The 13,416-nt window shown below is 61.9% G+C and carries 11 protein-coding genes; 5 read left to right on the forward strand and 6 right to left on the reverse strand.

Features of this window, described 5'->3' with window-relative positions; genetic code table 11:
• Positions 1-110: 110 nt before the first annotated feature.
• Both D3F01_RS05140 and D3F01_RS05145 read right to left on the reverse strand, forming a co-directional pair.
• Entirely contained in the window at positions 111-1,169 is a 1,059-nt protein-coding gene (locus tag D3F01_RS05140; protein WP_242886464.1) for a 3D domain-containing protein, read from the reverse strand.
• Positions 1,170-1,430: 261 nt separating this feature from the next.
• On the reverse strand, positions 1,431-1,706 hold the full coding sequence (locus tag D3F01_RS05145; RefSeq protein WP_242886467.1) for a hypothetical protein: 276 nt from the start codon (positions 1,704-1,706) through the stop codon (positions 1,431-1,433).
• A gap of 60 nt (positions 1,707-1,766) precedes the next feature.
• Between D3F01_RS05145 and D3F01_RS05150 the strand changes: the two genes are divergently transcribed.
• From D3F01_RS05150 to D3F01_RS05160, 3 genes are read left to right on the forward strand one after another with little or no spacing between them, the layout of a single operon-like run.
• Positions 1,767-2,540 carry a hypothetical protein gene (locus tag D3F01_RS05150; RefSeq protein WP_242886470.1) on the forward strand — a complete coding sequence of 258 codons (774 nt, stop codon included), beginning with the start codon at positions 1,767-1,769 and terminating at the stop codon, positions 2,538-2,540.
• Entirely contained in the window at positions 2,540-3,163 is a 624-nt protein-coding gene (locus D3F01_RS05155; protein WP_117505702.1) for a GH25 family lysozyme, read from the forward strand. The genes D3F01_RS05150 and D3F01_RS05155 overlap by 1 nt, the downstream gene beginning before the upstream one ends.
• Before the next feature lie 16 nt (positions 3,164-3,179).
• Positions 3,180-3,428, forward strand: coding sequence for a phage holin (locus D3F01_RS05160; RefSeq protein ID WP_005928396.1), 249 nt, complete (start codon positions 3,180-3,182; stop codon positions 3,426-3,428).
• Positions 3,429-3,497: 69 nt separating this feature from the next.
• Here D3F01_RS05160 and D3F01_RS05165 read toward each other — a convergent pair whose 3' ends face one another.
• The 3 genes from D3F01_RS05165 to D3F01_RS05175 all read right to left on the reverse strand — a co-directional run bounded on the left by D3F01_RS05165 (position 3,498) and on the right by D3F01_RS05175 (position 7,604).
• Positions 3,498-4,481 carry an aldo/keto reductase gene (locus D3F01_RS05165; protein WP_242886473.1) on the reverse strand — a complete coding sequence of 328 codons (984 nt, stop codon included), beginning with the start codon at positions 4,479-4,481 and terminating at the stop codon, positions 3,498-3,500.
• A gap of 145 nt (positions 4,482-4,626) precedes the next feature.
• Entirely contained in the window at positions 4,627-6,231 is a 1,605-nt protein-coding gene (locus D3F01_RS05170; protein ID WP_005928402.1) for a peptide chain release factor 3, read from the reverse strand.
• 302 nt (positions 6,232-6,533) lie between these two features.
• Positions 6,534-7,604: a GNAT family N-acetyltransferase gene (locus D3F01_RS05175; protein ID WP_278252002.1), complete on the reverse strand. Its 1,071-nt coding sequence runs from the start codon at positions 7,602-7,604 to the stop codon at positions 6,534-6,536.
• A gap of 148 nt (positions 7,605-7,752) precedes the next feature.
• On the opposite strand from D3F01_RS05175, the gene D3F01_RS05180 reads away from it, so the two are divergent.
• The gene (locus tag D3F01_RS05180; RefSeq protein WP_117535426.1) at positions 7,753-9,162 is read left to right on the forward strand and encodes a trypsin-like peptidase domain-containing protein; all 1,410 of its coding nucleotides are present in this window, start codon (positions 7,753-7,755) and stop codon (positions 9,160-9,162) included.
• Between the two features lie 108 nt (positions 9,163-9,270).
• On the opposite strand, the gene pulA is transcribed toward D3F01_RS05180, so the two are convergent.
• A complete protein-coding gene (gene pulA, locus D3F01_RS05185) occupies positions 9,271-11,226 on the reverse strand; it encodes a type I pullulanase (protein ID WP_242886478.1) in 1,956 nt (651 codons plus the stop codon).
• 124 nt (positions 11,227-11,350) lie between these two features.
• On the opposite strand from pulA, the gene D3F01_RS05190 reads away from it, so the two are divergent.
• The gene (locus tag D3F01_RS05190) at positions 11,351-13,396 is read left to right on the forward strand and encodes an AAA family ATPase (protein WP_242886481.1); all 2,046 of its coding nucleotides are present in this window, start codon (positions 11,351-11,353) and stop codon (positions 13,394-13,396) included.
• Positions 13,397-13,416 lie beyond the last annotated feature (20 nt).

Here is a 13,416-nt window from a genome sequence, read left to right on the forward strand (position 1 = left end):
CGGCAAACCTTACAGAATATAGGGCAAAAAGAAAGACCCGCCTCATTTTTCCTGCAAATCCAGGAAACTGAAGCGGGTGCTTTTTCAAATTTTTCCGTGTGCTATGCGGTTCAGCCTACAACGTAAACGTTGACCTGAATGGCTCCGTTGATGACCGACTCTGCGTAGGTCTCATAGAACAGATCCACCAGAATCTGGCCCTTCTGCACCGCGATACCGGTGTCGGTGGCAACGGCATAACCGTAAACAAAGCTGCCGTCCGTGGAAGTGATGTACAGCAGCGTGCCATAGGGGATGACGCTGGGGTCAACGGCAACGGTGCCATAGCCCAGGCCCAGGCCCGACGAGCCCTTGCCCGTGCGGGAATAATAGCCCGTGGCCTTGCCGGTGAGGACCTGGCTGTACGAGGCGGGGGCGTTGGTGGTGCCGTCCGGCCCGGTCAGGGGAGAAACGGGCGCACCGGCACCATAGGTCTTGATGACATGGTCGGTGGGCTCCACCGTGGTGGTCACATCCACCACCATGCTGTTTTCCAACTCGCCGTCCACATACTTTTCGCGGGTGGTCACGGTCTGCTGACCCTCCGCGCCATGCTGCAGGGTGGTGGCCCGGCCGGTGTTGCGGAAGTACAGGCTGGTGTAGACATACTGGGTGTCGTAGGGAATGGTCTGGGTCTCCACCTTGTCCTGGTAGTCCACCCGGTGCACCGTGATCTCACTGCCCACAGTGACCAGCTGATCCAGCGCAGGCTCGGTGTAGTCATCTGCCTCCAGGGTGATGCCGGCGCGCTCCAGCGCTTCGGCAACAGTGCCAAAGGCCATCTTCACCGGGTACTCCTGGCCGTCGGCCTGGATGTTCACAGTGAAGGCCCGCTCAATGTTCAGGGTGGCAAGATTGCCGCTGAACGCGGTGTAGTAAACGTGGTCGCCCTCTTCGGCCTCAATGCCGGAAAGGCCCATGACGCGGGCAGGGTCAGTCTCACTGCTGACCACCAGCTGACGCGCACCATCGGAGTCGGTGACGTAGGTCAGCCGCAGATTCGCGGCGGTCACGGCCAAAGTGAACACAAGGCTCACTGCCATGACGCAGAACGCCAGCACACGGGGTGTGACCGCACGAGCGCGGTCAGACAATGCTTTTTGAAATTTGACGGAAGCGATACGAGACAACTCCTCTCTTTTCATCATTTTGGAATGCGGCGGGCTCTTTCTTTGCCCGCATAGCGCAGGGCATTTCCCCCTGCAAAGGGCCGTCTTTTTATACGGCGTTTTACTTCCTGAGAAATAAAATTTAGACGCTCCAACGTGTGTATGATCCGTTGAGCGGGCACTATTTTAGCAGACAACGGCCCATTTGTCAAATCCGCGTGATTCAGTTTGACAATTGCTTCACATAGTTTTTTGTGCAATCTGCACATTGTTTTCCCTGATTCAGAATGATTTCGGGCGTTTCCTTCTGAAATTTTCCCAAAAAATTGGTCGTATCCGTTCATAATTTTTTAACATTTCAAGTCTGTTTCCCTGGGAGAAATCGCCGGGTTCTTTTGCACATTCCGGCGCATCAATCATGCGTAATCCGACATTTTGCGGCACAAATTCCCCGCTGTTTTCCTGCCGGAAATAACGGGGAGTTTCTCCGCAGTTTCTGTCAAAAACCGGCTTCCAGCAAAATGCCGAAAGGGAAAAAACACCATAAAAAAAGACCACACTTCCGCGCCCTGCCGCAAACCAGTACAATGGGGTCAAAACGAAGAAAGGAAGGTTTTTATGCAGATCAAGATCACTCCCCGCACGCTGGGCGGCACCGAATTCACAGCCCAGCCCGCCCGGCTGCACCTGGGCGCACAGAACGCCGAGGGCGTGGACCGGCTGGTGTTCCAGCTGCCTGCGGAATGGGCCGGGTGCAGCGTCACCCTGCACATCCGCCACAGCGACGGCACCCTTGCCGCACCCCTTGTGCTGGATGCAGCCCACAGCGCGCCCGTGGGCCGCAGCTTCACGGGCTGGCCCGCCGGGCAATGGATGCTGGCCGCCACCGACGGCAGCGGCTATACCGCTTACACCCGCCCGGGCCGGTACGATGTCTACGACATCCTGCCCACCGACGGCACCGAGGAGGAGCCCAGTCCCTCGGTGTACGAACAGTTCATCGCCCAGGTATCGGGGCAGGCCGATGCAGCGGTGCAGGCGGCCCAGAACAGTGCCGCCAGTGAGGCCAGTGCCGCCCGGCAGGCGCAGGCCGCTGCCGACGCTGCCGAGCGGGCCGCACTGAATGGCAGCCGTGCCGCGACCTCAGCTTCCCGCGCCGAGAGCGCCGCCCTGCGCGCCGAATCCTTTGCGCCCGAGGACGGCACCCTGCTCAGTGTCAACGGCAAAGGCGGCGCAGTGGTGCTGGACGCGCAGGACGTGGGCGCGCTGCCTGCCCCGGTGGCCCCGCAGGCTGGTGCCCTCCTGCGGGTGCTGTCCATCCGCAGCGATGGCAGTCTGGTGGTGGACACCATCACTCCCGCCGCCCTCAAGACCCTGCTGGAGGCCACCTGATGTTCACAGTGCTGGATGTCTCCCGCTGGCAGGGCCGCATAGACTGGGATACCGTAAAAGCCAGCGGCAGGGTCCACGGCGTAATGCTGCGCGCACTGGGCAGCAGGAGCGGCACGCCCTACATCGACCCCATGTTTGAAACAAACTACTCTGCCTGCATCCGGCTGGGCATCCCGGTGGGGGTCTACTATTACAGCTGTGCCGTTACCGCCCCACAGCGGGATGCCGAGCTGGCCCTCCTGCACGATGCCCTCAGGGGAAAGCGGCTTCAGCTGCCCGCTGCCATTGACGTGGAGGATGCCCGTCTGCGTGCCCTGACACCGGACGCGCTCTCCGCCCTTGTTGCCGGGGCGGCACGGCAGCTGGAGCACTGGGGCCTGTACGCCATGGTATACACCTACACCCATTTTGCAGATACCGCCCTGCACATGGACACACTGGCCCCCTTTGACCTCTGGCTGGCGGACTACCGGGGCAAACGCCCGGCCCGCAGGCACGGAATGTGGCAGTACACCAGCAGGGGCAGGGCACCCGGCATCTCCGGCCCCGTGGACCTGAGCCGCACCGAAAAGGATTATCCCGCCCTGCTCCACCGGGCGGGGCTCGACCGTACCATCCTATAAAAGAAAGGAGTTCCCCATGAAGAAATGCAAGATCTCTCCCGCCACGCTGGCCCGCACGGCGGCGCTGGCACTGGCGCTGACCAATCAGGTGCTCAGCGCCACCGGCCACCGTGTCCTGCCCATTGAATCGGCAGAGCTGGAGCAGCTGGTCTCCACCGGCCTGACCATTGCCACCGCGCTGGTCAGCTGGTGGAAGAACAATTCCTTCACCCCGGAGGCCATCGAAGCCGATGACTTCCTCTGCCAGCTGAAGGAGCACAAATAACCAAAAAGGGACGATGCTTTTGCGGCATCGTCCCTTTTTGGTTATCTGCTTTTGTTCTGAAGCACCGGCTCAGGAAATGGCATCCACGTCCCACTTCATGCGGACGGCATCCGCGCCATCCAGTTTGATGTTCAGTGCACCGGCATTGTCCAGCACCTGCTCCGGGGTGCGGGCACCGCACAGCACATGCAGGCCGGGGATCATCCGGGCCGTCAGGGCAATGACCAGCTGGGCCATGGTACAGTCGTATTTCCCGGTCAGGTCATCCCACTTGGCCAGCAGGTCCAGCGCCTGCTTCCGGCGGGCAGGCTGGAAGCAGAGATTGCTGTTCCGGGTGCTGCCCTCGGGGAAGGTGGTCTCCATGGTGACCTTGCCGGTGAGCAGACCCTGCTCCAGCGGGGAGTAGGCCTGCACCGAAACCCCCAGCTCCCTGCAGGTGGGCAGGAGCTGCTTTTCGATGCGGCGGGTCAGCAGGCTGTACTTTTCCTGAATGACATCCAGCTGGCCGTACCGGCAGTAGCCCCGGATGAGATCCGCCGTCACGTTGGACGCACCAATGGCGCGGATCTTGCCCTGCTCCTTCAGCTTCATCATGGCCTCCACGGTCTCCTCCAGCGGATAGAGGCCGAGGTCCGGGCTCTGCCAGTGGGTGTACAGCACATCCAGGTGGTCGGTGCCCAGGCGGCGCAGGCTGTCCTCCACGTCCTCGATGATGCTCTGCGCCGAGAGATTCCGGTAGACGGCGGTGCCGTCCACGACCTTGTGGAGCACCGGCGTTTCATGCCGCCACTCCAGGCCGCATTTGGTGGAGAGCACCACCTTGTCCCGGTCGATGTGCTTCAGGGCCTCGCCCACCACGGTCTCGCTGTGGTACAGGCCATAGATGGGCGCGGTGTCGATCCACCGGATGCCCTGCTCCACAGCAGTCTGGATGGCTTTGACCGAAAGGGCATCATCGTTGTCGCCCCACCAGCTGCCGCCGCCGATGGCCCAGGTGCCCATGCCCAGAAAAGGTACTTCGATGCCGCTGCGGCCAATGTTCAGGTTTTCCATATACGTTTCCCTCCATGCCAGCAGTGTTCCCCGCAATGGGAACCATTCATACAGAGGCTGGCATCTTTTGTTGTGTTTTTTGCTTTTTATAAAAAAGAGAACTGCGGTGCGAGTCAGCTCCGCACAGCAGCTCTCTTTTTTCCAATCAGATATTGCCGAACTCGCTCAATTCCAGCGTGTCGTTGTGGGTCTCGGCCCAGCGGACGGCCCAATCAGAGGTGAACAGCAGCAGACGGTTGCCCTTCATATCCTCCACAGCCTTGGTATCGCTGGTCAGGTCCAAGTCGCGCAGGTTGTAGGTGTCGGGGTCGTTCTTCACCCAGCGCAGCTGCTCGAACGGCAGCTGCTGCATCCGGATCTCCACGTTGTACTCGGTGTTCAGGCGGTACTCCAGCACTTCCAGCTGCAGCACGCCGACCACGCCGACCACGACCTCCTCCATACCGCCGCCGACTTCGCGGAAGATCTGGATGGCACCCTCCTGGGCGATCTGCTCCATACCCTTCACGAACTGCTTGCGCTTCATGGTGTCCTTCTGCTCAATGCGGGCAAAATGCTCCGGTGAGAAGGTGGGGATGCCCGCAAACTCGACCTTTTTTTTGCCGGTGCACAGGGTGTCGCCGATGGAGAAGATGCCCGGGTCAAACAGGCCGATGATATCGCCAGCGTAGGCCTCATCCACGATGGCACGATCCTGCGCCATCAGCTGGGTGCCGGTGGCAAGCTTGATGTTCTTGCCCTCCTGCACGTGGTAAGCCTCCATGCCGCGCTCGAACTTGCCGGAGCAGATGCGCATAAAGGCGATGCGGTCACGGTGGGCCTTGTTCATGTTGGCCTGGATCTTGAAGATGAAGGCCGAGAACTCGTCGCGGCAGGGGTCCACCGGCTCGCCGGTCAGGCTGTCCACACGGGCCAGCGGGGTGGGGGTGAGCCGCAGGAAGTTTTCCAGGAAGGGCTCCACGCCGAAGTTGGTCAGAGCAGAGCCAAAGAACACGGGGCTCAGCTCACCGCGCAGCACCTTGTCGAGGTCAAATTCTTCGGCAGCGCCGTCCAGCAGCTCGATCTCGTCCACCAGCTGCTGGTGCAGGTAGGGGGTCAGCAGCTCGTCCAGTGCGGCATCGCCCAGCTCGGCCTCGGTCTCGTTGACCTTCTTCACGCCGTTGGCGCGGCCGTCGCTGGAGAAAGCCAGCACCTTGCGGGTATTGCGGTCGAACACGCCCTTGAACTCCTTGCCGCAGCCGATGGGCCAGTTCATGGGGTAGGTCTTGATGCCCAGGATCTCCTCGATGTTCTCCATCAGCTCAAAGGGGTCGCGGGCTTCGCGGTCCATCTTGTTGATGAAGGTGAAGATGGGGATGTGACGCAGGGTGCAGACCTTGAACAGCTTGATGGTCTGGGCCTCAACGCCCTTTGCCGCATCGATGACCATGACAGCGGAGTCCGCTGCCATCAGGGTGCGGTAGGTATCCTCCGAGAAGTCCTGATGGCCCGGGGTATCCAGAATGTTCACGCACTTGCCTGCATAGTTGAACTGCAGGACAGAGGAAGTGACAGAAATACCGCGCTGCTTCTCGATGTCCATCCAGTCGGACACAGCGTGCTTGGCGCTCTGCTTGCCCTTGACGGAACCGGCCTGATTGATGGCTCCACCGTACAGCAGTAGCTTTTCGGTCAGGGTCGTTTTGCCGGCATCGGGGTGGCTGATGATCGCAAACGTCCGGCGGCGCTCGATCTCTTCACGATTTGTCATATATTGATTTCTCCTGAATCAGAATGGCTCTTTATTCGGTCAATCTCACGTTACATTGGTGATTCTCCGTAAACTGGCTTGCCCTCTCAGTCTGCTTCGCAGCCAGCTCTCCCAAAGGGAGAGCCGGTTGCTGCTCCAGGTACAGGCCCTGCAGATCTGCAGCACTTCTCCTTCCAGATGCGTTGGCTCCCCCTTCGGGGGAGCTGGCAAAGCCGACAGGCTTTGGCTGAGAGGGCAAGGATGCCAAAATTACACACAACTTATATTTTACCAGCAATTCCACCTAGATGCAAGAGTTTTTGTTATTTTTTCAGGAGGAAGCAGGGCAAGGGGGCGGTATCGGCCCAATTGGCGAAACCGCAGACGAGGACGGTGCACTGTTTCAGGGGCCGGGAGCGCATCCACTGGAGGATCTCGGTCTTTTCGTCGGAACCGATGACCTTGCCGCTGTACAGGATGGCGCTGAGCACCCCGCCGGGCCGCAGAGCCTCGAGGGCAGCTTCCAGCGCCGGGATGCTGCTTTGGGCGTGGGAGAACACCCCATGGTCGGCACCGGGCAGCCAGCCGAAGTTGAACATCACGGCATCAACTGTGCCGGGCTGCACATATTGTAAGAGGTTGGCGTGGCTGTCGCAGTGAAGCTCTGCCGCAAAGCCCTTCCGTGCAAGGTTCTGCCGGGTGGAGGCAATGGCTTCCGGCTGGATGTCAAAGCCCAGCACCCGGCCCTCTTTGCCCACAAGGCGGCAGAGAAAGGCCGTGTCGCCCCCGTTGCCGCAGGTGGCATCGATGCAGAGCCTGGGGTCAGCCAGCCGCGCAGCGAGGAAATCCTGCACAAGCTTCACGGCCGTCAGGTCGGGGGTGCGGCGGCGGCACAGGCCGCTGCCCTCTGCCGCAAAACCGAACTTTGCCCAGAAGGCCAGCTCCCCCGCATCGGCAGGCAGAGGAGCCGTGAACACCGTGGCGCTCTCTTTGTCATAGCCGCCCAGGCTGCGCAATACCTCTTTTAACAGGTAGGAGCCGTAGCCCTTGCGCCGCCATTCCGGCACAATGGTCAGGGCAGTGATGTCCGCGCCCTGCTCCGTGGGCCGGGCCTGGCAGGTGCCAATGATGGTTTTCTCTTTATACAGGGCATAACCGCCCGGGGTCTTTTCCAGTTTCATAATTTGCTCCTTTCGCGGACTTGCCCTCTCAGTCTGCTCTCGCAGACAGCTCTCCCAAAGGGAGAGCCTATTGTGGCTCCGAATAAGGCCCCTGCAAATCAGCGATTGCTCGCCTGTCAGATGTGTTGGCTCCCCCCTTCGGGGGAGCTGGCATCGCGCAGCGATGACTGAGAGGGTCGTTCTTAAAATACCAAGCCCCCGCGCCGCTGTCAAGGCTTCCCGCTGCGACCTTATTTCACATATTCTTCACCCGGTCAGCGATTCCTTTTCACAATTACCGGATACAATAGGAACAGTTCCAAGGAGGTGCGGCAGAAGCGCCCCCTCCGAACCATTCCCTTTGAGAAAGGAAGTAACCAGTATGGATAACGAGAACAAGTGGGAATACGATTATTCCTCTGAACATAGCCAGACCGGCGAGACCGGCTACCCCAACGTCGGCTCCTCCGGCATGAACACCGCCAACACGGCAGGTACCTACGGCGAGGCCGCACAGGCTGCCCCCCAGGCCGAGCCGAACGGCGGCAGCGATGGCGGCGCGGTGCCGCCTCCGGAAGGCCCCCGGTATCAGGCCGCACAGGGAAGCCCCAAGCAGCCTCCCAAGAAGCGCCGCCGGAAAAATGGCAATATCGCCCGCAGTGCAGTTGCGCTGGTGCTGGCCGCAGCCATGGGCTTTGTCGGCGGCTTTGTGGGAGCCCGGGTGGGCAACACAGGCGGCAAGGTAGTCATCCAGCAGGTGGCACCTTCCTCCACGTCCAGCAGTGATTCCGGCTCTGCCTCCGCGGTGAACACCGCTTCCGGCATGACCACCGCTCAGGTCTCTGAGATGGTCAGCCCCAGCGTTGTGGTCATCACCACCGAGCAGGTGGTCTACTCCCAGTGGTCCTGGTACGGCCAGAGCCAGGTGGAGAGCGGTGCTGGCAGCGGTGTCGTGATCAGCTCCGACGGCTATATCCTGACCTGTGCGCACGTTGTGTCCGGCGCTTCCAACATCACCGTGACCATCGGCGATACCGATTACCCCGCCACCGTGGTGGGCGAGGATGACACCAGCGATGTGGCTGTCCTCAAGATCGATGCCACCGACCTGACCCCCGCCACCGTTGGCAACAGCGACAGCCTTGCCGTGGGCGAGAGCGTGCTGGCCGTGGGCAACCCGCTGGGTGAGCTGGGCGGCACCGTGACCAGCGGCATCGTCAGCGCCCTGAACCGCAGCGTGACCATCCAGGGCACCAGCTCCACCAACACCATGTCCCTGATCCAGATGGATGCCTCTGTCAGCCCCGGCAACTCCGGCGGCGGCCTGTTCAACATGAACGGTGAGCTCATCGGTCTGGTCAACGCAAAGTCCTCCTCCAGCGATGCGGAGGGTCTGGGCTTTGCCATCCCCATCAACGATGCCATCAAGGTGGCACAGGATCTGCTGGAGAACGGCTACGTCTCCGGCCGCCCCTACATGGGCATCACTTATCTGGCTGTGACCGATGCCCAGACCGCCGCACAGCTCAACGTCAATGCCTACGGCGTTTACGTTGTGGATGTTGTGCAGGGCGGCCCCGCCGACAAGGCCGGTCTGAAGACCGGTGACCGCATCGTGAGCATCGACGGCACTGAGATCGCCCAGAAGGACGACCTTGGCACCCTGATCCAGCAGCATGCCGCCGGTGATACCCTTTCCATCACCGTGGCCCGGGAAGGCCAGATGCAGACCGTCAGCCTGACCCTGGGCGAAAAGAACGCCCAGACCCAGCAGGCACAGAAAAACTCCTGATTTTCCCCAATCTTTTTCCTGATCCATAAATCAAAAATCCCCTGACCGGCGTTGAACTGGTCAGGGGATTTTCAATTGCAGGTTGTCAAGCAACGGCAGACCGTATTTTTATACCTGCCCGAACACGGTGGCGCTCAGGGGCAGGAGAACGGTCTGGCCGGTGCAGATGCGGCTGCTGCCCCGCCACAGGCTGGAGGAGATGCCGTCGCTCAGCAGCTTCCAGCTGCCGCCGGGCAGGGTGACGACCTGCGCCGTCTCGGTGGGGTTATAGTAGACGCACAGGGCGCTCCACGCTGCGCCGTCGCCCCACTGAGCGGGGAGCCGCCAGCCCACAAGAGGCTGTTCCAGCGAGAAGAACTCGATGGCGGCAGGGCCGGCCTTGTCCAGCGCGCCCAGCCGGGGGAACGCCGCCCGCAGACCAATGAGCCCGCGGTAGTAATCCACAAGGCTGTGGAACTGTTCGGCCCGGTGCCAGTCCAGCCGGTTGAGGGCCGGGCTGGAGCGGTAGCTGTTGCCCTGCCCCTTCTTGGTGCGGGCAAACTCCTCGCCCGCCTGCCAGAAAGGCAGGCCCATGCTGGTCAGGTAGATGCCCGCCGCCAGCCGGTTCTGGGCCAGGGCGGTCTTGTCCACAGCGGCAAACTCCGGGCGGGCGTAGCGCACCATCAGGAGCTTATCCCACAGGGTGAAGTTGTCGTGGGCTGAAACGTAACTGATGATCTGCCCCGGGGCGTGGGGCGGCAGCTTTTCACTGCGGCACCACGCCGCCACCGAAGCACCGATATCCCAGAAACTCCCGGGCTTGCCCTCCACATAGCCCGGCTCCCGGGCATCGAAGCAACCGCCCTTGATGGCATCCCGGGTGTTGTCGCAAAAGATGCCGATGCGCTCGTTCAGCATGTTCAGGTTGTTCTTGTTGGCCTCGTACCGGTGCAGGGCGCTGCAGCCGCCCTGCCACGGCTCACCGTACATCAGAATATCCCGCCCGCCGGGCAGCTTGTCCAGTTCAGCCCGGAGGAGGTTCATGGTCTCCACGTCATACAGGCCCATCAGGTCAAACCGGAAGCCGTCGATGTGATATTCCCGTGCCCAGTAGAGCACCGAATCAATGAGATAGCGCCGGGCCATGGGCCGCTCGGAGGCAAACTCGTTGCCGCAGCCGCTGCCGTTGGAGAGGGAGCCATCGTCGTTCTGGCGGAAGTAGTAGAGGGGCACCGCCCGGTTCAGCACATTGTCGGAACGATACATGTGGTTATACACCACGTCCATTACAACGCCGATGCCCGCCCCATGGAGGGCCGCGATCATCTGCTTGCACTCCCGCACCCGCACCTCGCCCCGGGTGGGGTCGGTGGAGTAGCTGCCCTCGGGCACATTGAAGTTGGTGGGGTCGTAGCCCCAGTTATACTGCCGGGTCAGGGGGCGGCTCTCGTCCACGCTGCCAAAATCGAAGATGGGCATGAGCTGGACATAGCTCACCCCCAGCCGCTTGAGGTAATTCAGGCAGGTGGGGTGGATGCCGTCGCTGCTCAGGGTCGTCCCCTGCTGGGTAAAGGCCAGGAATTTGCCTCGCCAGGCTGTGTGCACGCCGCTGGCCGGGTCCTGCGAGAAATCCCGGATGCCGACCTCCCACACGCTGCGGCGGGCCGGCGGGATCACCGGCCGCACATCCCGCTCCCAGCCCTGCGGGTCCACCCGGGCCGGATCAAAGATCATGCTGCGCACCCCGTTCACCCCGGCCGAGCGGGCGTAAGGGTCCGCTGCATTGCAGGTGCCAAACGGGGTGGTAAGGGTGAAATCGTAGTATTTCCCGTGCTGGTCGCCGGGCAGATAGACGCTCCACACACCCTTGTCCTGCTGCTGCAGGGGCAGGGTGCCCACACAGGCCCCGCCGGTACCCCGGCGGTACAGGTTCACTGCTGCCTGTTTTGCCGTGGGAGCCCACAGGCGCAGGTGCGTCCCGGCGGGGGTATACTCCACCCCCAGCGGGCCGTAGTATTCCGTCTGGCGGGCAAAGGCTTCGCTCTCAAACAGCGTCTTCCATTCAGCAGGTGTTCTTGGCTCCATGGCAATTCATCCTTTCATTTGACAATAGTGTAACGAACTTTGTCCTTTATTTCAACCCTTTCCTTGCAAAACGTACCAGACTCCGCTATACTGAAAGAAAAAACACTGCACGGAGGGTAGTTTTATGGCATACACCGATGATTGGGAAAGTCTGATGAACGGCGTGTTCGGCCCGGGGGGCAGATTCAAGGCCGCCCCCGGCGCTTCTGCACCCAAAACAGGCGGCAGCGCCGCCCTGCCCGACCTGAACGCGGCGCTTCTGGAACAGCAGAAACGGCTGGACGAGCTGTTGAAGCAGCAGAACGCCCAGCTCAAAACCCAGAGCGATGCCACCGCCGCCGCGCTGGAAAGCAGCCGCCAGATGCTGCGGGACATGGAGGACGAAGGCCTGCTGGCCAGGGGCACCACCGACGTGAAGCCGGAACATCTGGGCAGCTTTGAAGGCCTTGCCGCCGAGGTCAGGCAGACGGTGCTGGGGCAGGATGCTTTTGTGGACAGCGTGGTGCGGGCCATGCGCCGCCCCTTTGTGCTGGGCACCGAGGCCCCCGCCGCCCGCAACGTCATTCTGCTCACAGGCGGGGCAGGCACAGGCAGGCATTTTGCACTGGAAGAAACTGCCCGCTGCATGGCGGCCCGGGGCCTTTTGCAGAGCGACAGGATCGCCACGCTGGATCTGGCCCTTTACCCCAATTCCGGAGCCGAGAAGCTCTTCCTGCAGGACCTCTACGCTGCCCTGCACGCGCCCGGGGAGATCCTTGCCTTTGAGCACTATGAGAGCTGCTATCCCGGCTTTCTGAAGACCCTGTCCGATCTGGCCGTCAAGGGCAGCGCCCCCCTGTCCAGCCGGTATCTCGTGAACAAAGAGGGCATCCTTGTGGATGCAGGCACGGCGCTTGCCCCGGGAGCCGTCAGCCGCATCGACCCCTGCGGCAAATACCTCATCTTCTACTCCCACAAGGGCCGGGAGGCACTGGCCGACAAATTCGGCGCGGCGCTGGTGTCGGCGCTGGGGGATGTCTGCGAAACGGCCTCCTACACCCGGGAGGACCTGGCCGCCCTTGCCGCGCAGCAGCTCAACGCGCTGGCCCAGAAGATCCGCACCCGGCTGGGGCTGACCCTTTCCGCCGGGGCCGACGTGCGGGACTATGTCGCGGCCCAGTGCACCGCGCAGAAGGGTGCCGCCGGGCTGGCCGAATGCTGTGACCGCATCTTCCGTGCCCTGAGCGAATACTGCCTGCGCACGGACAAGACCCTGTCCGGCACGGCGGCCCTGACCGCCCGTCCGGAAGGGCTGCTGTTCCGGCTGAACGATGGCCCGGAGGAACCGCTCTTTGACCTGCTGCCTGCGGCCTATACCGGCGCACTGGATGCCATCCGGGCCGAGATCAACGAACTGGTGGGCCTTGCTCCCGTGAAAGAGTATGTGTTCGGTCTGGCCGACAACCTGCAGGTGCAGCAGCGCCGGGCCGCTGCCGGGCTGAAAACGGCCAGCCTGTCCATGCACATGATCTTCACCGGAAACCCCGGCACCGGCAAGACCACCATTGCCCGGCTGGTGGCGAAATACCTGAAAGCCATCGGTGCCCTCAAGGGCGGGCAGCTGGTGGAGGTGACCCGTGCTGACCTGGTGGGCCGCTACACCGGCCACACCGCCCCCCTGACCAACAGCGTCATCGAGAGCGCTCTGGGCGGCGTGCTCTTCATTGACGAAGCATACAGCCTCTACCGGGGTGAACAGGACAGCTTCGGGCTGGAAGCCATCGACACGCTGGTGAAGGGGATGGAGGATCACCGGGACGAGCTTGTGGTCATTCTGGCGGGTTACACCAAGGAGATGGAGACCTTCCTCACCGCCAACAGCGGCCTTGCCAGCCGTTTCCCCAACAAGATCGAGTTCCCGGACTACACTGCTGAGGAGCTGCTGCAGATCACCCACGTTCAGGCAAGGAACAAGGGGTATCGTCTGGCCGAAAGCTGCACCGAACCCCTGCTGGGCTATTATGCCCGCTGGCAGGCTGCCGATGCCCGCACTGCCGGCAATGGCCGCCTTGCCCGCAACACACTGGAAAAGGCCATCTTCCACCAGAGCCGCCGCCTTGTGGCCGAGCCTGCCGCCGCGCTGGATCTGATCCTGCCCAGTGATCTGGAATTGAAGGAACCGGAAGAATAAAACGGAGAAAGGAGTTTCTG

It is taken from the genome of Faecalibacterium sp. BCRC 81149 (assembly GCF_022750605.1).
In the GTDB taxonomy this organism is placed as follows: Bacteria; Bacillota; Clostridia; order Oscillospirales; family Ruminococcaceae; genus Faecalibacterium; species Faecalibacterium duncaniae.